Genomic DNA, 20,164 nt, shown 5'->3' with positions numbered 1-20,164 from the left:
ACCCTGCTAGCATGACCACATGCCTTTCGGCGGTCTGCTTCTTCTTAGCTGCCGCGACGAGTCCTAAAGCTAGGGCCTTCCTCGTCGCGGCGCTTGTGTTGGCCCGTTTACCTGACGAAGAGAAGAAGCCCCATCATGCAGAACACTCAGCGCCCGTCCGCGATGCCGATCCACAAGTACCGGCCGTTCCACGAGCAGATCACCGTCCAGCTGCCTGACCGCACCTGGCCCGATGCCCGCATCACCGAGGCGCCCCGCTGGTGCGCGGTCGACCTCCGCGACGGCAACCAGGCGCTCATCGACCCGATGTCGCCCGAGCGCAAGCGCGTCATGTTCGAGCTGCTCGTCAGCATGGGGTACAAGGAGATCGAGGTCGGCTTCCCCTCGGCGAGCCAGACCGACTTCGACTTCGTGCGTCAGCTCATCGAGGAGAACCTCATCCCCGACGATGTCACGATCCAGGTCCTGACGCAGGCGCGCGAGCATCTGATCGCCCGCACCTATGAGGCGATCGCGGGAGCGAAGCAGGCCATCGTGCACCTGTACAACTCCACGAGCGTGCTGCAGCGCGAGGTGGTCTTCCGCACCGACAAGCAGGGCATCATCGACATCGCACTCGAGGGCGCCCGGCTGTGCCGGGAGTTCGAGAAGACGATCCCCGACACGAAGGTGTACTACGAGTACTCGCCCGAGAGCTACACGGGGACCGAGCTCGAGTTCGCCGTGGACATCTGCAACCAGGTGATCGAGGTCTTCGAGCCCACGCCCGACCGCAAGGTCATCATCAACCTCCCGGCGACCGTAGAGATGGCATCGCCGAACGTGTATGCCGACTCGATCGAGTGGATGAGCCGCAACCTCGCGCACCGGGAGAACGTGATTCTGTCGCTGCACCCGCACAACGACCGCGGCACCGCGATCGCGGCCGCCGAGCTCGGATACATGGCCGGAGCCGACCGTATCGAAGGCTGCCTGTTCGGCAACGGTGAACGCACCGGCAACGTCGACCTCGTCGCGCTGGGGATCAACATGTTCACGCAGGGCATCGACCCGCAGATCGACTTCAGCGACATCGACCAGGTCAAGCGCACGGTCGAGTACTGCAACCAGCTGCCGGTGCCCGAGCGCAGCCCGTGGGCGGGTGACCTCGTCTTCACGGCATTCAGCGGCTCCCACCAGGACGCGATCAAGAAGGGGTTCGAGGCCATGGCGGCCAAGGCCGAGGCGCAGGGCGTCACGGTGGACGAGATCGAGTGGGCGGTGCCGTACCTGCCCATCGACCCGAAGGACCTCGGTCGCTCCTATGAGGCCGTGATCCGCGTGAACTCGCAGTCCGGCAAGGGTGGCGTCGCCTACCTGCTCAAGGCCGACCACGCGATCGATCTGCCCCGCAAGCTGCAGATCGAGTTCTCCGGAGTCGTGCAGGCCAAGACGGATGCCGAGGGTGGCGAGGTCACCAGCGAGCAGATCTGGTCGATCTTCAACGACGAGTACCTCCCCGCCGCCGACACCGCAGCCAAGTGGGGGCGCTTCGAGCTGCTTGCGACCCAGACCCGGAGCGACATGTCGGGTGACGTGGCACTCGACGTGGTGCTGCGCGACGACGATCAGCAGGTGTCCGTCACGGGCAACGGCAACGGTCCGGTCGCGGCGTTCGTCGAGGTGTTGCGTGGACAGGGCTTCGACATCACGGTCTACGACTACGTCGAGCACGCTCTCAGCGCCGGCGGAGACGCGCAGGCCGCGGCCTACGTCGAACTGCAGGTCGGCGACCAGCGCCTGTGGGGTGTCGGCATCGACGGAGACATCTCCACCGCATCGCTCAAGGCGATCGTCTCGGGTGTGAACCGTTCGATCCGCACGCGTCAGCAGGAGCTGGCAACCGTCTGATCCCGGTTCGAATCGCGCGATCGGTCGTGTCCGTCGACAGGAGGGGACCGATCGCGCGATTCGAGGTAGAGGTCAGCCCACCCACTGCACCAGCTGCCAGATGAGGCCGTTGGGGTCGGCGAACTGACCATAGCGCTCACCCCAGGGTTCAGTCTCCGGAGGGGTGACCACACGAGCGCCTGCGTCGGCGATGCGGGTGAACTCCCGGTCGATATCGTCGACGACGAAGACGATCAGGGTTCCCTGACCGGCGGAGCCGGCGATCTCTTGTGGGCGGAACGTCGAGAGCCCGGTCTGGAGGAAAATCATGTTCGGGACGGGCCCCGGGTGCTGCAACGAGACGAAGCCGTCCGCGGACATTGCCTCCTCGAAGCCGAAGTGCGTCGTGGCGAATGCGGCGGAGGCCGCCACGTCGGGGACGTTGAACGAGAGGGCGGTCTGAGTGATGTTCACGGTTCTCCATTCCAAAAGTCTGTACAGTGTACAAGGTCAAGGCGGAAGCGGTCTAGGCTATTCCCCGATGGCCAAGAATCTCGTCGATCTGCTCTGGCGGCACAGCCCCGCGGCTCCCGTGACCCGCCAGCGCGGGCCGAAGGCACGTCACTCGGCGGATGACGTCGTGGATCGTGCCGTCGCACTGGCTGACGCCGACGGCCTCGGCGCGGTGACGATCCGCTCGCTGGCGCAGTCCCTCGACCTCACCGCGATGTCGATCTACACGCACGTCAACAGCCGTGCCGACCTGCTCGTGCTGATGGCGGATGCGATGCACGCCAGTCTTCGCAGTGAGCCCGCGGAGGCCTCGGGCTGGCGTGCGGCGGTCCGGGCGGTCGCCGAGGACAACCTGCACCTCCTCCGCGCTCATCCATGGCTCATCGACATCCACGATCCCCGTGTCGCATTCGGCCCTGGCACCATCGCCAAGTACGATCGGGAACTCCATGCTTTCGACGACCTCGGTCTCAGCGACGTGGAGCGTGACGCGGCGCTGAGCTTCGTGCTGGACTTCACTCTCTCTGCGGCGGCTCGGATGCGCGAGGAGCAGCGGGCAGCGGCGTTCGCGGCATCGTGGGCAGAGGCCGCACCGCGTCTGGCGGCCTACCTCGGTGAGGAGATGCCGCTCGCCAGGGCGGTGGGTCAGTCTGCGGGGGAAACCATGGGCGTTCCCTACGACGCTCGAACGGCGTGGGACTTCGGTCTCGAGCGAGTGATCGACGGACTCGCCGGCATGGTACGCGGCGCGGACCGCCTCCGCGGCACCTGAACCGGTCAGTCCTGAGGTTTCACGATCGCGATCGCGCCGGTCTCCGCGGCGACCTTACGGCGGTAGAGACGGCGCTGCTCCGGGAGCGAGACATCGAACGTCACCGCGAGGATCCGGATCACGGCCGTCACGACGATGCCGATGACCGCCGCGAGGGGAATCGGCATCCCGAGTGCGACGGCGATCACGATGAACGTGCACCCCGCTCCGGCAGCGACCGCGTACAGCGAGCCGACGTGCATGATCGCGGTCGGCAGGCCCATCAGCATGTCGCGGAGCACGCTTCCTCCGACCGCGGCACAGACGCCGATGAAGACCGCCGGCACCTCGGGAATCCCGAAGGCGAGGGCCTTGCTCGTGCCGAAGGCGCCGAACATGCCGATCACCACGGCATCGAGGACGACGATGGCGGTGTTCAGGCGGGTGAAGAGCCCGGCGAGCAGCATGCCCAGAAGCGCGGCGCCGGCCGCAGTGACCAGGTACCACTGATTCTGCAGCGTGGCGGGGGTCTGCCCGAGCAGGATGTCGCGGATCAGACCACCGCCCATCCCGATCATGATGCCGATGATGGCCACCCCGAGCCAGTCGAGCCGTCTCTGACCCTGGAAACCCGATGCGAACATCGCGCCCTGGACTCCGCCGAGGCCGACGCCGAGCAGGTCCGCCCAGAGCGGAATGATGAAGAGCGGTTCGGTCACCCGTTCATTCTCGCGCACGGAGGATAATCGAAGGGTGCCCACCTATCGAGACGAAGCGGTGATCCTGCGCACCCACAAACTCGGTGAGGCGGATCGCATCGTCACGATGCTGTCGAGACGGCACGGCAAGGTCCGCGCGGTGGCGAAGGGAGTGCGCCGGACGTCGTCCAAGTTCGGCGCCAGGCTCGAGCCGTTCATGGTCGCCGACGTGCAGCTCTACCAGGGCCGCTCGCTCGACATCGTGCAGCAGGCCGAGTCCCTCGGCTCTTACGGCACCGACATCGCCGCACACTACGACCGCTTCACTGCGGCCAACGCCATGGTGGAGACGGCGGACCGTCTGAGCGACGCGGAGGCCACTCCCGATCAGTACCTGCTGCTCGTCGGCGGGCTGCGGGCGTTGTCGCGGGGAGAGCACGTCGCACGGAGCATCCTCGACTCGTACCTGCTGCGGGTGATGTCGCTGTCGGGTTGGGCGCCATCGCTCGACGAGTGCGCCCGCTGCGGCACCCCAGGGCCGCACTCGCGATTCGTCGCTCAGCTCGGTGGGCTCGTCTGCCAGAACTGCGCCCCGGCAGGCAGCCCGCGTGTCGCAGAGAAGACCCTGGCGTTGCTCCGTTCGCTCATCGCGGGGGAGTGGGACGTGATCGACGCAGCGGCGCCGGCCGACACCGCCGCAGCCTCGGGACTTGTCTCCGCGTACGCCCAATGGCACCTGGAGCGCGGCATCCGCTCCCTCTCCCATGTGTCAGACATCACTTCAGAAGGAGCACGGTGAGCCCGAAGCCCTATACGCACAAGGACGCCGTCCCCTATCGACCGCTGGACTGGACAGGTTCGTACCCGCCCGCGTTCCGGGCCGTGCCCGAGCACGTGGCGATCGTCATGGACGGCAACGGCCGGTGGGCGAACCGCCGGGGACTCAACCGCATCGAGGGGCACAAGGCGGGGGAGGAGGTCTTGCTCGACGTGGTCGCCGGCGCGATCCAGGCGGGGGTCAAGCACCTCTCGGTGTACGCCTTCTCGACCGAGAACTGGGCGCGTTCGCCGGAAGAGGTCCGCTTCCTCATGGGTTACAACCGCGACGTCCTGCACCGCCGTCGCGATCAGCTCAACGAATGGGGTGTGCGCATCCGCTGGGCCGGCCGCAAGCCGCGCCTGTGGGGCAGCGTCATCAAGGAGTTGCAGCACGCTGAGCGACTGACCCGCGACAATGACGTGCTCACGCTCACGATGTGCGTCAACTACGGCGGCAGGGTCGAACTCGTGGATGCCATGCGGGCGATCGCCGACGATGTCGCGGCAGGGCGCGTGAAGCCCAAGGCGATCACCGAGAAGATGATCCGCCGCCATCTGTACGTCCCCGACATGCCGGACGTCGATCTGTTCCTGCGCAGCTCGGGCGAACAACGTACCTCGAACTTCCTGCTGTGGCAGTCGGCATACGCCGAGATGGTCTTCCTCGACACGCTCTGGCCCGATTTCTCGCGCGAGGAGCTGTGGCGGGCGATCGGGATCTACCTGTCGCGCGACCGTCGCTTCGGCGGTGCGATCGACGTTCCCGACGCCTCTGCCTGAGCACGCAGCCACCGTCTCGTCTCCCGCGGATGACGGAGACGGACGATCGTGAGGTGCGGGAAGCGCTCCTGCAACGCGGGGAAGCGCTCCGTCCACTTGTGAAGTGTCGCTGCCTGCCACGCGAGGATGTTCTCCTCCGGATCACGGCGGAACATGGTCCACGGCCCCTTCTCGCGGTTGCCGTTCCAGAGCTCGAGCCGCAGCACGCCTCGAGCCAGCGTGCGCCGGATCAGGCGGCCTCGCACCACGCGGTACGGGTAGTCGAGCCAGATCGCGAGCTGTGCGCGCGGGGGGAGGATGTCGTCCGTTCCCTTGCTCGTGTACTGCCACTCGGTGATCCAGTGCTCCTCCGCTGCGAAGGCCCGCACGTCGTCGAGGAACTCGGGGCGCGGCGTCCACTCGGGGCCGTGGAACAGGCCGTCGATCTCCACATGGCGCAGGTTCCACAGGCGGGCCAGCCGTCGGGCGAGCGTGGTCTTGCCGGACCCTGAGACGCCGGCGACGAGCACGCGCTCGGGGACGGAGGGCAGCAGGTCTTCGGCGGAGAGCATCCGAGAATCCTATCCGCGGCTCGGATCGGGTTCGGAATACCCCGTAGGTGCATGCGGTTGCATAACAGTGTGACTGAACCCATCTCCATCGACATCTGGTCCGACATTGCCTGCCCCTGGTGCTACATCGGCAAGCGCAACCTCGAGAAGGGTCTCGAAGCGGTCGCGGCCGACGAGGACGCACCGCAGGTCAACATCACCTTCCACTCGTTCGAGCTCTCGCCCGACACCCCCGTCGACTTCGACGGTGACGAGATCGACTTCCTCGCAGGCCACAAGGGCATGCCGCGCGAGCAGGTCGAGCAGATGCTCTCGAACGTGACGGGTGTGGCGGCGAACGCCGGCCTCGAGTACCGGTTCGATCTGCTGCAGCACACGAACACGGTGAAGGCGCACGAGCTGCTGCACTTCGCCAAGGCAGAGGGGCTGCAGCACGAGATGGAAGAGCGGCTCATGTCCGCCTACTTCACCGAGGGCAAGCACGTCGGTCGCATCGATGATCTCGTCGAGCTGGCTGTCGAGGTCGGGCTGGACGCAGACCGTGCCCGCGCAGCACTCGAGAGCGAGCAGTACCTGCCTGCCGTGCGTCAGGACCAGGCGCAGGCCCGCGCCTACGGAATCCAGGGCGTGCCGTTCTTTGTCGTCGACGGCCAGTACGGCATCAGCGGCGCGCAACCGCCCGCGGCGTTCGAGAACGTTCTCCGCGACCTCTGGTCCAAGCGCGGAGAGGCCGAGCCGGAGACCGCGGCCGTCTGACGGGCCGGCGCGCTCTAGCGGGTCAGCGCCGCTTCGATCGCACTGACGATCTCGGGGGCGTCCGGCTTCTGCTTCGGCCGGAAGCGCAGGACGTCCCCGTCCGGCAGCACGAGGAACTTCTCGAAGTTCCATTCCACGCGCCCGGCTTTGCCACCGGCGTCGGGAGTCTCCTTGAGCGCCTTGTACAGCTCGGCGGCGTTCTTGCCGTTGACCTTGACCTTGTCGTTGACGGGGAAGGTGACGCCGTAGGTCGTCGAGCAGAACTCGAGGATGTCGTCGACAGAGCCGGGCTCCTGACCGAAGAACTGATTGCAGGGGAAGCCGACGACGGTGAATCCGCGATCGCCGTACAGACGCTGCAGTTCCTCGAGCTGCTCGTACTGCGGCGTCAGCCCGCACTTGGACGCGACGTTTACGACGAGCACCACATCGGCGCCCAGATCGTCGAGCGTCTTCTCCTCGCCCTTCGCGTCGGTGAACGGGATGGTGCGGAGCGAGGATTCGGTCATATGCACAGCTTAGATCGCCGCATCCCTCCGGGCTCCGCGTCTGGGAGAATGGACAGGACATGACTCTCGCCACCGCCCCCGCCCGCCCTCTTCGCATCGGCCCGATCGATCTCGACGTGCCGGTCGTCCTCGCACCCATGGCGGGGATCACCAACATCGCCTTCCGACGTCTGTGTCGCGAGTACGGCGCCGGGCTCTACGTGAGCGAGATGATCACCTCGCGGGCGCTCGTCGAACGCAACGAGACCACGATGCGACTCATCCGGCATCACGAGTCCGAGACGCCGCGGTCCATCCAGCTCTACGGCGTCGACCCGAAGACCATCGCGGAGGCCGTGCGCATCATCGTCGCCGAGGATCACGCCGACCACATCGACCTCAACTTCGGGTGCCCGGTGCCGAAGGTCACCCGTCGCGGCGGGGGAGCGGCGCTGCCGTGGAAGTCGAAGCTGTTCGCCGACATCGTCGACCAGGCGGTGAAAGCCGCCGGCGACATCCCTCTCACCGTGAAGATGCGCAAGGGCATCGACAAGGATCACCTCACGTTCCTCGATGCAGGGCGTGCGGCCGAAGACGCCGGGGCCGCCGCCGTGGCGCTGCATGCCAGGACTGCCGGCGAGTACTACTCCGGGTTCGCGGACTGGAACGCGATCGGCGAGCTGAAGCAGGCGGTCACGAGCATCCCGGTGCTGGGGAACGGCGACATCTGGTCGGCCGACGATGCGGTGCGCATGATGGCGCAGACCGACTGCGACGGAGTGGTGGTCGGGCGCGGCTGCCTCGGACGCCCTTGGCTGTTCGGCGAGTTGGCGACCGCGTTCGGCGGGGAGGGGAAGACGGTCGACGCGACGCTCGGCTTCGTCGCTGACGCCTTCCGCCGCCACGCCGAGCTCCTCGTCGAGTTCTTCGAGGATGAGGATCGCGGATGCCGTGACATCCGCAAGCACGTCTCCTGGTACTTCAAGGGCTACCCGGTCGGGGGCGACATCCGCACCGGACTCGCCACGGCGTCCAGCCTCGCCGAGATCGACGACCTCCTCGGCCGGCTCGATCACACGGCACCGTATCCCGGTGCGGACGCCGAGGGGCAGCGCGGGCGGGCGGGACACCCGAAGCGCACGGCCCTGCCGGACAAGTGGTTGGAGTCGCGGGAGATCGCATCCGACACCTCGGAGATGATGCGTGGAGCGGAGATCGAGAACAGTGGCGGTTGACCCCCGGCCAGGCCTGCGTGCCGACGGCTACGACGCGCGAGACGCCGAACGCTTCTTCGCCGAGACCCATCGATCCGAGCGCAACGACTTCGCTCGTGATCGTGCCCGTGTCCTGCATTCTGCCGCGCTGCGCCGACTCGCCGCCAAGACACAGGTGCTCAGCCCTGCCAGCACCGCGGATTTCGCCCGCAACCGTCTGACGCATTCCCTCGAGGTCGCTCAGGTCGGGCGCGAGCTCGCTGTCGCACTGGACGTGTCGGCCGATGTCGTCGACACCGCGTGCCTCAGCCACGACCTGGGGCATCCTCCCTTCGGTCACAACGGCGAGCGGGCACTGAACGAGTGGGCAGAGCCCATCGGGGGGTTCGAGGGGAACGCCCAGTCCCTGCGCATCCTGTCCCGACTCGAGGCGAAGGTGCTCGACGACAGCGACCGCTCGGTCGGCCTGAACCTGACCCGCGCCAGCCTCGACGCGACGTGCAAGTACCCGTGGACGGTCGACAGCCCGGTCCCCGATCCCGGTGGACGTCTGAAGTTCGGCGTGTACCCCGAGGATGAAGCCGTGTTCCGTTGGATGCGCGAAGGCGCTCCTGGTCGACTCCGGTGCATCGAGGCCGAGATCATGGACCTCTCGGACGACATCGCCTACTCCGTCCACGACTTCGAGGATGCGATCGTCAACGGCTACGTCGACGTCGCCCAGCTCGCCGACCCCGCTCAGCACGACGCACTCGTCGGGCGTATCCAGCAGTGGGTCGGGTACGACTTCACGCGTGACGAGCTCGCCGACGCGCTCTACCGTCTGGCGTCGCAGCCGATGTGGCTCTCCTCGTTCGACCGTTCCCGTCAGGCTCTCGCGCGGCTCAAGAACCTCACAAGTGACCTGATCGGACGTTTCGCCCGTGCTTCGGTCTCCGCCACCAGGGAGGCGTACGGTACGAAGGCGCTGGTCCGGTACAACGCCCATGTCATCGTCCCGCGGGTGATCGAGGTGGAGATCGCCGTGTTGAAGGGCATCATGGGCCAGGCCATCGTCACGATCGAAGCCCGCAAGGGTGTCTACAAGGAGCAGCGGCGCGTGCTGAAGAGGCTCGCCGACGCCCTCTGGTCGACCGATGCGCTGTGGTCCGCGGGTTCCGATGTGCTCGAGCCCGCGTTCGCCGCCGACTTCATCGCGGCGGAGACCGACGCCCAGCGCGCCAGAGTCGTCGTGGATCAGATCGCGAGCCTCACCGATCAGAGCGCCATCGACTGGCACAACCGTCTCGTCGGGGAGATCGACCCGGCCGAGGTGGGGATCTGGACTCCCCGTCACGCCCGCCCCGGTGCGCGGCCGCACACCGAGCGCGTTCCCGTCGCGGAAAGAGCGCACTGATGCCGCGGATCCGTCAGGCCGATGTCGATGAGGTGAAGGCGCGCACGAACATCGCCGACATCATCGGCGAGCGCGTGGCGCTGAAGCCCGCCGGAGTCGGATCCCTCAAGGGCCTGTGCCCGTTCCACGACGAGAAGAGTCCGAGTTTCCATGTCCGGCAGCAGGTGGGGTACTACCACTGCTTCGGATGCGGGGAGTCCGGAGACGTGTACTCCTTCCTCCGGGAGATGGACCACGTCAGCTTCACGGAGGCGGTGGAGCGTCTCGCCGGCCGCATCGGGTACACGCTGCACTACGAGGACGGCGGAGCCGCCCCCGAGACGAGTGGGCGGAGTCGGCTGTATGCAGCCAACACCGCAGCCGCGGAGTTCTTCCGCGCGCAGTTGCTCACCCCGGACGCCGAGGCAGGACGTCGCTTCCTCGGGGAGCGCGGGTTCGATGCAGGTGCTGCAGCGCATTTCGGAGTCGGCTTCGCCCCGCGTGGCTGGGACGGCATGCTGAAGGCGCTCACCGCGCAGGGGTTCACCCGCGAGGAGCTCAGCAATGCCGGCCTCGTCTCGACCGGACAGCGCGGTGTCTACGACAGATTCCGCGGGCGTCTCGTGTGGCCGATCAGGGACGTGTCGGGGCAGACGATCGGCTTCGGCGCCCGCAAGCTGTTCGACGACGACCAGGGGCCGAAGTACCTGAACACCCCGGAGACGCCGATCTACAAGAAGGCGCAGGTGTTGTACGGGCTCGACCTCGCCAAGCGCGACATCGCCAGAGGTGACCCACGCCGGGTCGTGGTGGTCGAGGGCTACACCGATGTGATGGCCTGCCATCTCGCGGGACTCACGACGGCGATCGCCACATGCGGTACGGCGTTCGGCACCGAGCACATCAAGGTGCTGCGCCGCGTGATGGGTGATGACAACGCCTCAGGCGAGGTGGTCTTCACCTTCGACGGTGATGAAGCCGGTCAGAAGGCGGCCCTGCGTGCCTTCACGGAGGATGACCGATTCAACGCGCAGACCTTCGTCGCGGTCGCGCCCGACGGTATGGATCCGTGCGACCTGCGACTCCGGCGAGGAGATGCCGCGGTTCGGGGGCTGATGGACACCAAGCAGCCGATGTTCGAGTTCGCGATCGACCGCAAACTCGGCGGCTTCGACCTCTCCACGGTGGAAGGGCGCGTCGGTGCTTTGCGGGCGGCCGCTCCCATCGTGGCGGAGATCCGCGATCAGCTTCTTCGCCCGGGGTACGAACGCGTACTGGCGCGGCGGCTCGGGATGGACCCCACCGAAGTGCGCAGTGAGGTCGAACGCGCCGCTCGCGGAGCCTCGACCCCGCAGCAGCCGCGTCGGGAGGCCCCGCAGATCGACTCGGTCACGGGGGCTCCCCTCGTCGCTCCGGTGACGCTGGCGAGTCTGCCGCGCAGCCCCGACGTCGCGGTTGAACGCGACGCGCTGATGGGTGCGCTCCAGTACGGACACCAGGTCGATCAGGCGCTGCTCAACCGGGCGTTGGAGGCACCCTTCCGGACTCCAGGGCTGGACGCCGTGCGTGAGGCGGTTGCGGCGGCTCCGGACCGCACCAGGGCCGGCTGGGTGACCGAGGCCGTGAACGGCGTGCGTGAACCCTACCGCTCCCTCGCGGGGGAGCTGTTGATGACGCCGTTCCCCGAGCGGACGGAGGAGCGGGCCGTCGCCACTGTGGCCGACCTCGCCCGCAGGCTCGTGCTCCGGCAGCTCGAGCACGAGAAGCAGGAGCTCCTCGGTGCGGTGCAACGCGTGCCTGCCGATTCCGATGGTGGTCGCGCGCTGCGGATGCGCCTGCGCGACATCGACGCAGAGCGTCAGCGCTTCGCCGAGTCGTAACGGGGAGCGGGGGCCGGCAGGCGGCAGGATGGAGTCATGTCCCGCAGGCCCGAATCAACGAACGCGATCGACTGCGCCGATCTGGTGATCGACCGCATCGGCCACGGGATGCCGACGCGCGCGGTCGACGGTGTCACGTTCTCGCTGGCGCCCGGTGGGCTCATCTGCGTCGCCGGACCCACGGGCTCAGGAAAGTCGACGTTGGTCGCCGCCCTTGCCGGCTCCACCGACCCCTCGGTCAAGGTCGTCGGAGGCAGTGCCCAGGTCTGCGGCGTCGATGTGCGCCGTCCCGGTCGCAAACACCGCATCCTCACCTATCGCACCGGCTTCGTACCGCAGGGCGCCGGGGCAGACCTGCCGCCTCGGCTCACCGTGAACGAGGTGATCGCGGAGCCGATCCTCATCCGGGAGCGCCGGGTGAACACCAAGGCCCTCTCGATCCGCGTGGCCATGCTGCTCGACGAGCTGCACCTGCCACTCGGGACCGCGTCGAAGTTCCCCTACGAACTCAGCGCCGGCATGCGCCAGCGTGTGGCCATCGCGCGGTCGTTCGTGCTCGAGCCGAAGGTGCTCATCGCCGACGAGGTGCTCGCGAACCTCGACCTCGAGGTGCGTCCGGTGGTCTTCGACGCGATCACCCGCCGTCGCAGGGAGCAGTCGATGGCGGCCCTCCTCGTGACCAACGACGCCGACTTCATCCGCGAACTGAACGCCGAGACCCTCATGCTCCGCAGTGGGCATGTCGTGGCCCGCGGAGTCGGCAAGGACCTGCTCTGGGTGCCGAACGCGGAGTCGGACTCACGGCACTGACCCCGACACGCCCGGCATCCCGGAACCGCGCCGCCGTGTCGTGAACACCTCCGGGAGTTTGCTAAGCTTGACGAGTTGCCCGCTCAGCGGCGCACATTCCTCGGTAGCTCAATTGGCAGAGCAGCCGGCTGTTAACCGGCAGGTTCTTGGTTCGAGTCCAAGCCGGGGAGCCAATCGGAAAAGCCCCCTCCACGGAGGGGGCTTTTCTCGTTCTCCGGCGGGCCGAGAGATCCTGTCGAGTCCAGACTCGACAGAAGGAGCCCCTCCGTGGGGAGAGGCTCCTTCGATCGGCGGTGTCGGGTCAGCCGACACCCTCCATCGCGCTCGTCTCGGTGTTGCCGATGCGGGCGATGACGTCGGGACGACGTCGGGCGAGGTACGCGTACCGGGTGAGCGCCAGTGCGACCGTCACCAGGAACACGTAGGGGATCACGTTGTACGGGAACGCCGGCACCGGCCACACGTTCGCGAAGAAGACGTAGCCCATGGTGCCGACCGCGACGGTCGCGCACACCTTCACGAGACCGTTGCGCATCTTCGCCCGCTGCGTGTAGACCACGCAGGCGATCGCCACGAGGGCGTAGGCGACCATGTAGCCGTAGGTGCCCCAGGTGTTCACCCACACGAGGATCTCGCCGGTCGCCGCTCCCGAGAGCAGCAGCACGATGTCGACCGCGACGGCCGCCGCTCCGGCGATGATCAGGACGCGATGAGGTGTGAGGTGCTGCTCGTGCGTGCGTCCGAAGCGCTCGGCGACGACGCCCTCTTTGCCCATCACGTAGACGATGCGGCCGATCACGTTGAGGGGTGCGACCACGACGGCGAAGAACGACGCGGAGACGCCGAAGGTGAGCACGGCGGCGAACCAGCCGGGCATCCCGATCAGGGCCGACATGGTCTCCAGCGGGCTGGAGGCGGTGGCGAGCTCGTCACCGAGCACGGTGATCTGCGTGTAGGCGGCGAAGACGTAGAGCACGCCGACGCCGAGAGCGCTCCACATGATCGCGCGGGGGATCGCCTTGTACGGCTCCTTGGCCTCTCGCCCGAGGGCATCGGCGGAGGAGAAACCCACGAAACCGAGGATGCCGAGCACCATGCCGGACGCGATTCCCTGGAACGACGATCCTGTGGCGAGCACCTGCGCGGGGTCCCAGGCGGCGGGACCCGCCCAGACCAGCGCCGTGATCAGGAGCACGAGGATGATGCCGACGGACACGAGCTCGAGGACGAGCGACACCCGCGCGGACAGGCGGATGCCGCGGATGGTGAACAGCGTCGCCAGGCCGCCGAGCACGATCGCGAGGCCGATGTCCCAGCCGAGGCCCTGGGCGGGGAGTCCCAGCATGCTGAGGAACTGTGCCATGTAGCTCACGGACCCGCTGAGGGAGGCCGCCGCGATGCCGAAGCAGCCGATCAGCAGTGTCACACCAGCGAGGAACGCGCCGAACGGGCCGAGGCCCTTGGACACGTACGTGTACAGCGACCCGGCGGAGGCGTGCTTGCGGGCGAACACCACCACGCAGTACCCGACGCACAGGATCACGATCGTGGCGAGGGCGAAGGCGTAGATGGTGCCGTTGCCCGCACCGAGGAAGATGGCCGCCGCCGTGAAGGCGATGACGGCGCTGGGAGCGATGTTGGCGATGGCCTGGGCAGCGAGCTCTGGTCCGCTCATGACGCCGGTGCGAAGACCGGCATCCCGGGGGACGCCAGGCGGGGCGACGACGGTGTCTGACATGGTTCTCCTGGATTCGGGTTTCAGGGTCGGGGATGGGGATGGGGGATGGGGGATGGGGGTGCTCAGGGGATGAGCAGGGTACGCAGCGCCGAGCCGGTCTCGAGGTCATCCAGCGCGGCTGCGGCCTCGGCAAGAGGCCGGCGGCCCGAGATCAGCGGATCGATCTTGAGCTGTCCGTCCATGTAGCGGTCGACGAGGGCCGGGACATCGATGGAGGGGCGCACCGAGCCGTAGTTCGAGCCGAGGATGCGCTGATCCGCCTCGGCGAGGACGAGGGGCTCGAATGATGCGCGGGCGCCCGTCGGGGGAAGCCCGACGATCACGGCCGCACCACCGAGGCCGAGCATCTGGATCGACTGCTCGGTGGTGGAGGTGCGTCCGATCGCGTCGAACGCGTAATCGACACCGTCCGGGATGAGTTCGCGCAGCTGCGCCACGGCATCGCCCTGGGAGGCGTCGATGCGGTCCGTGGCGCCGAACTGCAACGCCATCTGCGTCTTCTCCGGACGCACGTCGATCGCGACGATGCGCTCCGCACCGGCGAGTCGCGCGCCCTGGACCACATTGAGGCCGACGCCACCACAGCCGATCACCACCACGGTCGATCCCGGTTCGACCGCCGCCGTGTTGAGGACCGCACCCACCCCGGTGGCCACGGCGCAACCGACGACCGCGACGACATCGAGCGGGGCGTCGTCGCGGACCTTGACGGCACCCGACGCGGGCACGACGACCTCTTCGGCGAAGGAGGAGACGCCGAGGTAGTGGTGGAGCTGCTCCCCGTCGCGGCTCAGACGCGATGTGCCATCGAAGAGCACGCCCAAGGGAGCGACGACCGTCGCCACCTTCTGGCAGCGCGCCTCATGGCCGGCGCGGCAGTATCGACATTCCCCGCACGGCGGAACCCAGCTCAGGACCACGTGGTCGCCGACCGCCAGGGTCGTGACGCCCTCGCCGAGTTCGGTCACGACACCGGAGCCCTCGTGCCCCATCACCAGGGGCGCGGCAGCATCCCACTCGCCGCGCTTCACATGGAGGTCGGAGTGGCAGACGCCCGCAGCGGCGATGCGGACGCGCACTTCGCCGGCGCGGGGCGGAGCGAGGTCGACGTCGACGAACTCGATCGGAGACTGCGGATCGCGGAAGACAACAGCTTTCATGACATCCTTCGGGTAAGTGGGGATGCCGACGATGCTAGGAGACTGCCGACCTGGAGTCATTCGACGAATGTGTGGATTCACTGCGTGGGAGTCACACTTTGTATGATCGGCAGGTGGCTCGTGATGTCGCCTCCGTGGCGCGATACCTCCAAGGACGGCTTCTGGACGGAGCGGTGCCGAGCTCGCGTCACGTGAACTCCGTCGTCGGTCTGGACTCCTTCAGTGCTCCTTCCGAGCACCTCTTCACCACCCTGGTCGTCGTCGAGGTCGCTCAGCTCGGCGAACTGGTCGACGACCCGGAGAAGCTCGCACTGCTCCAGGACGCGGTCGTGGTCACCGCCGCGGACACGCCGGCGGTGCACCAGGTGCTCGAGGAACGACGCATCACGTCGATCGTCGGAGCGGGTATCGCCGACGAGCTGTTGACGCCGACGCTGACCGCGCTGCTCGCCGTCGACCAGGCAGCCGAAGCCAGGGCGATCACCTCTGCGATGCGCGTGCTGACCCTCGCCGCTCGACGAAGCGGGATCACCGGTGTCATCGCCGAACTCGCGCACCGGATCGACGGCTGGGCGGTGCTTCTCGACCGACATGGCGAGGTCATCACGACGGCCGGGGCGGGAAGTCTGCATATCGACGACGCGATCGCGGTCGCCGTCGGTCGCCCCGTCCGGGTGCGCCATCGCGCCCTGCAGGTGCATCCGGTCGGCCCCGGTCAGGACATCACCGCGCAGCTCGTCACCGCCCCGCGCAACGACAGCTCAGGGCGCGGAAGGGAGCTCAGCTCTCAAGCGGCGGCCCTGCTGGACCTGCTGATGCGCACGCGCGACAGCAGCCACCTCGAGCGTCTCGGACGTTCGATGATGCTGGAGACCGTGCTCGAGGGTGGGGAGGAGGCCGCCCGGCTCCTCCGCCGCTGGGGTGTGCACGAGAGAAGTCTCATGGGATTCGCCCTCGTCTCGCGCACGAGCGGCGTCGATACCGAGCATCTGCTCGCGCTGTGGCTCGACGAGCTCGGGGCCGAGCATGTGTTCGCCGCTCAGCGCGGACTGATCCGCGGTGTCGTCCGGGAGGAACACGCGGAGGAGATCGCGCATCGTGTGCGGACCTTCGCCTCGACGCTCTACCTCGGTCTCGGTCGTCCGAGTGCGACGGACGCGCTCGCGCGCAGCGTCGACGAAGCCCGCCAGGCGAGTGAGACCGCGCGGGCGGGTGGTGAGCGCGTCGTCAGGTACGAGTCCATCCCCACGGTGTCCCTGGTGCTCGGGCACCTGGGACCGGATCAGACGCAGCGCATCGGGAGGCTCCTCGACCCGCTGAGGGGTGCTGAACAGCACCCGGAGCTGATCGAGACCCTGCGTGTCTTCCTCGCCACGAACAGCGCCTGGGGCGAGAGCGCGACGCGACTGCGAATCCATCGGCAGACGCTGGCGGCGCGGATCCGACGCATCGAGGATCTGCTGGGACTGTCCATGGCCGACCCCGACGATCGCGTGGCTGCCTGGTTGGCTCTGCGCGCCTCGGACGACTGAACCATCGCGGGTACGAAGAAGGGCCCCGCCACGAGGCGGAGCCCTTCTCTGCGACTGCGGGTCAGCGTGCGGCGCCGGCCAGCGAGCCGGTGGTCTGCCCGGCCGGGTCGAAGATGATGCACTGGATCACGCGGTCGTTGTTCTTCTCCCAGGAGTCCTTGGTGGGAACGAGCGTGGTGACGTTGAGAGCGGAGTCGTCGTAGGCGACGCCGACGAACGAGGTGTACGCGTCTCCGACGCACTCCTGCGTCGCCGCGTCGATGTCGGTGTCGGAGAACTCGCCGTCCGGCATCGTGATCTCGTAGTACACCTCCTGGTCGTGCGGGTCGGTGCAGGGGAGGACGTTGGCATCCGTGAGCATGCCGGTTCCGGTGTCGAGCATGCAGTCACCCAGCTTCACCGAGAAGACGCCGACGTTCGAGCTCTCGGTGACCTGGCCGGTCTCCTCATCGCGGTTGGCGTCGCCGGAACCGCTGCCGAGAATACCGTTGAGGGCGCTGCAACCGGTCAGGGCGACCGAGAGCGCCACTGCCGATCCTGCGAGCATCAGAGCCCGTCGATCGCGCATCTTCATCATGATTGTTTCCCCTCCGAAGCGTGATGTGGAGGCACGATGAAAGCCCCCGCCGCGAACACGTTAGCCGTCACCGAGTCTGTGATGCAACTCGGAGGAGGCTGTGGTTCTGCTGGGAGCGGCTCACCCCTCGAGGTCGTCGACGCCGGGCATCCAGCTCGCGCCTGGCCGCCCCCAGCCGCGCTTGCGGGCGATCTTCTGCACGGTCTTCCAGTCCCCGTCGGAGAGACGGTCGACGTACAGGATGCCGTCGAGATGATCGAACTCGTGCTGCATGATGCGGGCACGCCAGCCGTCCACGTCGATCGAGACCGGCTGCCCCTCCAGGTCCGTCGCGGTCACGTGCACGCGCTCCGACCGGCGCAGGGGGAATCGCTCGCCCGGGAACGAGAGGCAGCCCTCTGACTCGAGGTCCGGATCGGGCTCGCCCGGTTCGAGCGGAACCATCCAGAGCTCGGGGTTGATGAGGACACCACGCCACGGCTGGTCGTCGTCATCGACATATGCGTAGGTGTAGATCCGCAGGGGCACGCCGACCTGCGGGGCGGCCAAGCCGACTCCCGGTGCGGCATCCATCGTCTCGAACATGTCCGCGACGAGGCTTCGGATGTCGTCGGTGATCTCGTCGACGGGGGAGGCGGGGGAGTGCAGGACGGGATCGCCCATGATGCGAATCGGAAGTACAGCCACGTCACAACCCTAGTCGGCGGTGCGCGCCAGGTAGGGTCGTACTGTGAGTGCTGGGGTGTGGATGAATGCGGTCGAGGACGTCGGCGATCAGCTCGTCGGCGCGTTCCAGAACCCCGGTCTGCTGCTCGGCATCCCGCTCGCCCTCGCCGGCGCCGTCTTCATGTCCCTCGGCGCGCAATACCAGCACCGCGGCGTCGAGAAGGTCGAGCGTCTCAGCGGTGCCACCGGTGCGTCGGGACTGAGCTTCGATCAGCTCAAGCGGCTCCTGACCCGCCCGTCGTGGCTCATCGGCACGCTCATGCTCGGGCTCGCCGTCATCTGTCAGCTCGCCGCGCTCGTGCAGGCGCCGCTGATCGTGGTTCAGCCGCTCGGAGCGATCGCGCTCGTGATCACGACGCTGCTCAATGCGCGGATCTCCGGCCACTCGCCGACACGACAATCGTTGACCGCCATCATCTGCTGCGTCGGCGGGATCTTCCTCTTCGTGTTCTTCGCCGCGATCTACGCGACAGAGCAAGAGGTGACCGACCGCGAGCTCTTCACCATCCTGGCGCTCCTGCTCGCCGTCATCATCGTCCTCGGCGCATGCTGGCTGATCCTGCGTCGCCGCATGCGTGCGCTGTTCTACGTGATCGGCGCCGGCATCCTCTACGGATTCGTGGCCACGCTCGCCAAGGTCGTCATCAAGCGCATCGAGGCGGGCCAGTTCGAGTGGATCACCGCCATCTGCGTGCTCGCCCTCATCTCGGCTGCGGCTGTCGGTGCCTACTTCGTGCAGACGGCGTACAGCTCGGGTCCGCCCGACCTCGTGATCGCCGGACTCACCGTCGTCGACCCGCTCGTGGCGGTGCTCATCGGAATGGTCGTGCTGGGCGAAGCAGCCGCCGCGCCGTGGTGGGTGCTCGTGATCTTCGCCGTGGCCGGCGGGATCGCCGTATGGGGTGTCGTCGGGCTCGCCCGGTACCATCCCCAGGTGCTCAGCGACAGCCAGGAACTGGGGATACCGCGCGGCAGTGCGCCGGGCGCCCCCGGGCGGAGCGGGCAGGAGGACTCCACGGCATCGCCCTCGGCGATGGGCGCTCCCGAGCGCGCCGACGGCACCGTCGGGCCGGATGCGCCGCAGCGGGGCGATGGATCCTCGGAACACCCGTGACGCAGTCCCCGGGAGGGGCTGTGCTCGCAGGACTCAGTAGGCCTGGTCGATGAGGTCGGCGGAGACCTCGGAGGCGGCAGCTTCGTCCACGAAGAAGACCGTCCGCTTGCGGCCCTTCGCCCCGGCTGCAGGGACACTCGTGTAGCTGGCGCCCGCAAGAGCGAGGCCCAGCGCGGAGGCCTTGTCCGCCCCCGTCAGTACGAGCCATACGCGCTTGGACGAGTTGAGCACGGGGCGGGTCAGAGTGACGCGCTCCGGCGGAGGCTTGGGGGAGTCCCGCACGGCGAGAACGGCGGCATCCGTCACCGTGACCTCCTCGCGATCAGGGAAGAGCGAGGCGACGTGGCCGTCGGGGCCGACACCGAGGAAGCACACGGCGAACGAGGGCCACGGGTGCTCGTCGGTGCCGAACCGTGCGAGCTCTTCGGCGTAAGCCGCGGCGGATTCGTCCAGGGTCAGGCCGCTGTCGGGGCCGGCGACCTCATGCACGTTCTCCGCGGGCACGGCGATGTGGTCGAGCAGCGCCTGTCGCGACTGCAGAGAGTTGCGGTCGACATCGTCGCGCGGGACGAAGCGTTCGTCGCCCCACCAGAAGTGCACCAGAGACCAGTCGATCTCGGCGGCACGAGGGTGTTCGGACGCGGCACGCAGCACCGCTCCACCCATCGATCCTCCCGTGAGGGCGATGTGTGCGAGCCGACCGTTGCGGGTGCGCGCACGCACCCGCGTCAGGAATCGGTCGGCCACACGGGTGGCGAGGGCAGCGGGGGTGGCTTCCACCACCACGCGCTTCTCTGCGGACGATGTCGTCAT

At 67.7% G+C, this 20,164-nt stretch carries 20 protein-coding genes and 1 tRNA gene; 12 read left to right on the top strand and 9 right to left on the bottom strand.

Annotated elements, in window-relative coordinates; translation table 11 throughout:
- Positions 1-135 precede the first annotated feature (135 nt).
- Positions 136-1,890 carry a 2-isopropylmalate synthase gene (gene leuA / locus HDC31_RS10295; protein ID WP_046749191.1) on the top strand — a complete coding sequence of 585 codons (1,755 nt, stop codon included), beginning with the start codon at positions 136-138 and terminating at the stop codon, positions 1,888-1,890.
- A 72-nt stretch (positions 1,891-1,962) separates the two neighbouring features.
- Here leuA and HDC31_RS10290 read toward each other — a convergent pair whose 3' ends face one another.
- Positions 1,963-2,343 carry a VOC family protein gene (locus HDC31_RS10290; RefSeq protein ID WP_113681131.1) on the bottom strand — a complete coding sequence of 127 codons (381 nt, stop codon included), beginning with the start codon at positions 2,341-2,343 and terminating at the stop codon, positions 1,963-1,965.
- A 67-nt stretch (positions 2,344-2,410) separates the two neighbouring features.
- Here HDC31_RS10290 and HDC31_RS10285 point away from each other — a divergent pair, with 67 nt between their 5' ends.
- Complete coding sequence (locus HDC31_RS10285) at positions 2,411-3,154, top strand: TetR/AcrR family transcriptional regulator C-terminal domain-containing protein (RefSeq protein ID WP_113681130.1); 744 nt, start codon at positions 2,411-2,413, stop codon at positions 3,152-3,154.
- A 5-nt stretch (positions 3,155-3,159) separates the two neighbouring features.
- Here the strand turns inward: HDC31_RS10285 and HDC31_RS10280 are convergent, their stop codons facing one another.
- Entirely contained in the window at positions 3,160-3,852 is a 693-nt protein-coding gene (locus HDC31_RS10280; protein ID WP_046749188.1) for a trimeric intracellular cation channel family protein, read from the bottom strand.
- A 34-nt stretch (positions 3,853-3,886) separates the two neighbouring features.
- On the opposite strand from HDC31_RS10280, the gene recO reads away from it, so the two are divergent.
- Positions 3,887-4,630, top strand: a complete 744-nt coding sequence (gene recO / locus HDC31_RS10275) for a DNA repair protein RecO (protein WP_046749187.1) — start codon at positions 3,887-3,889, stop codon at positions 4,628-4,630.
- Positions 4,627-5,430: an isoprenyl transferase gene (locus tag HDC31_RS10270; protein WP_058631371.1), complete on the top strand. Its 804-nt coding sequence runs from the start codon at positions 4,627-4,629 to the stop codon at positions 5,428-5,430. Before recO ends, HDC31_RS10270 begins: the two co-directional genes overlap by 4 nt.
- Here the strand turns inward: HDC31_RS10270 and HDC31_RS10265 are convergent.
- Positions 5,370-5,981: an AAA family ATPase gene (locus HDC31_RS10265; RefSeq protein ID WP_058631370.1), complete on the bottom strand. Its 612-nt coding sequence runs from the start codon at positions 5,979-5,981 to the stop codon at positions 5,370-5,372. The genes HDC31_RS10270 and HDC31_RS10265 overlap by 61 nt on opposite strands.
- Positions 5,982-6,050: 69 nt before the next feature.
- On the opposite strand from HDC31_RS10265, the gene HDC31_RS10260 reads away from it, so the two are divergent.
- Positions 6,051-6,737, top strand: coding sequence for a DsbA family protein (locus tag HDC31_RS10260; RefSeq protein WP_058631369.1), 687 nt, complete (start codon positions 6,051-6,053; stop codon positions 6,735-6,737).
- A 14-nt stretch (positions 6,738-6,751) separates the two neighbouring features.
- Here the strand turns inward: HDC31_RS10260 and HDC31_RS10255 are convergent, their stop codons facing one another.
- Positions 6,752-7,246 (bottom strand): glutathione peroxidase, encoded by a 495-nt coding sequence (locus HDC31_RS10255; RefSeq protein WP_046749183.1) that lies wholly within the window; start codon positions 7,244-7,246, stop codon positions 6,752-6,754.
- A gap of 59 nt (positions 7,247-7,305) precedes the next feature.
- Between HDC31_RS10255 and dusB the strand changes: the two genes are divergently transcribed.
- The 5 genes from dusB (at position 7,306) to HDC31_RS10230 (ending at position 12,677) form a co-directional block, all read left to right on the top strand.
- Entirely contained in the window at positions 7,306-8,460 is a 1,155-nt protein-coding gene (gene dusB / locus HDC31_RS10250; RefSeq protein ID WP_179516049.1) for a tRNA dihydrouridine synthase DusB, read from the top strand.
- Positions 8,450-9,835 carry a deoxyguanosinetriphosphate triphosphohydrolase gene (locus tag HDC31_RS10245; protein ID WP_046749181.1) on the top strand — a complete coding sequence of 462 codons (1,386 nt, stop codon included), beginning with the start codon at positions 8,450-8,452 and terminating at the stop codon, positions 9,833-9,835. Before dusB ends, HDC31_RS10245 begins: the two co-directional genes overlap by 11 nt.
- On the top strand, positions 9,835-11,694 hold the full coding sequence (gene dnaG, locus HDC31_RS10240; RefSeq protein WP_046749180.1) for a DNA primase: 1,860 nt from the start codon (positions 9,835-9,837) through the stop codon (positions 11,692-11,694). The genes HDC31_RS10245 and dnaG overlap by 1 nt, the downstream gene beginning before the upstream one ends.
- 36 nt (positions 11,695-11,730) lie before the next feature.
- Positions 11,731-12,504: an ATP-binding cassette domain-containing protein gene (locus tag HDC31_RS10235; RefSeq protein ID WP_046749179.1), complete on the top strand. Its 774-nt coding sequence runs from the start codon at positions 11,731-11,733 to the stop codon at positions 12,502-12,504.
- Between the two features lie 97 nt (positions 12,505-12,601).
- A tRNA-Asn gene (locus HDC31_RS10230) sits at positions 12,602-12,677 on the top strand.
- A 128-nt stretch (positions 12,678-12,805) separates the two neighbouring features.
- Here HDC31_RS10230 and HDC31_RS10225 read toward each other — a convergent pair.
- Positions 12,806-14,242: an APC family permease gene (locus tag HDC31_RS10225; RefSeq protein WP_113681129.1), complete on the bottom strand. Its 1,437-nt coding sequence runs from the start codon at positions 14,240-14,242 to the stop codon at positions 12,806-12,808.
- Positions 14,243-14,304: 62 nt separating this feature from the next.
- Positions 14,305-15,402 carry an alcohol dehydrogenase catalytic domain-containing protein gene (locus HDC31_RS10220; protein ID WP_058633211.1) on the bottom strand — a complete coding sequence of 366 codons (1,098 nt, stop codon included), beginning with the start codon at positions 15,400-15,402 and terminating at the stop codon, positions 14,305-14,307.
- A gap of 113 nt (positions 15,403-15,515) precedes the next feature.
- Between HDC31_RS10220 and HDC31_RS10215 the strand changes: the two genes are divergently transcribed.
- On the top strand, positions 15,516-16,934 hold the full coding sequence (locus HDC31_RS10215) for a CdaR family transcriptional regulator (RefSeq protein WP_058633212.1): 1,419 nt from the start codon (positions 15,516-15,518) through the stop codon (positions 16,932-16,934).
- 61 nt (positions 16,935-16,995) lie between these two features.
- On the opposite strand, the gene HDC31_RS10210 is transcribed toward HDC31_RS10215, so the two are convergent.
- Together HDC31_RS10210 and def are read right to left on the bottom strand one after the other, a co-directional pair.
- Positions 16,996-17,511 carry a hypothetical protein gene (locus tag HDC31_RS10210; RefSeq protein ID WP_061015334.1) on the bottom strand — a complete coding sequence of 172 codons (516 nt, stop codon included), beginning with the start codon at positions 17,509-17,511 and terminating at the stop codon, positions 16,996-16,998.
- Positions 17,512-17,631: 120 nt separating this feature from the next.
- Positions 17,632-18,198 (bottom strand): peptide deformylase, encoded by a 567-nt coding sequence (gene def / locus HDC31_RS10205; RefSeq protein WP_082682753.1) that lies wholly within the window; start codon positions 18,196-18,198, stop codon positions 17,632-17,634.
- A 61-nt stretch (positions 18,199-18,259) separates the two neighbouring features.
- On the opposite strand from def, the gene HDC31_RS10200 reads away from it, so the two are divergent.
- Positions 18,260-19,351: a DMT family transporter gene (locus tag HDC31_RS10200; RefSeq protein ID WP_058633217.1), complete on the top strand. Its 1,092-nt coding sequence runs from the start codon at positions 18,260-18,262 to the stop codon at positions 19,349-19,351.
- 33 nt (positions 19,352-19,384) lie between these two features.
- Here HDC31_RS10200 and pgl read toward each other — a convergent pair whose 3' ends face one another.
- Positions 19,385-20,164 (bottom strand): 6-phosphogluconolactonase, encoded by a 780-nt coding sequence (pgl, locus tag HDC31_RS10195; protein ID WP_058633218.1) that lies wholly within the window; start codon positions 20,162-20,164, stop codon positions 19,385-19,387.

It is taken from the genome of Microbacterium sp. JAI119 (genome assembly GCF_013410135.1).
Classification (GTDB): Bacteria; Actinomycetota; Actinomycetes; order Actinomycetales; family Microbacteriaceae; genus Microbacterium; species Microbacterium oxydans.
The sequence above is the reverse complement of the archived record's forward strand: the minus strand, read 5'-3'. Positions and strand labels throughout refer to the sequence as shown.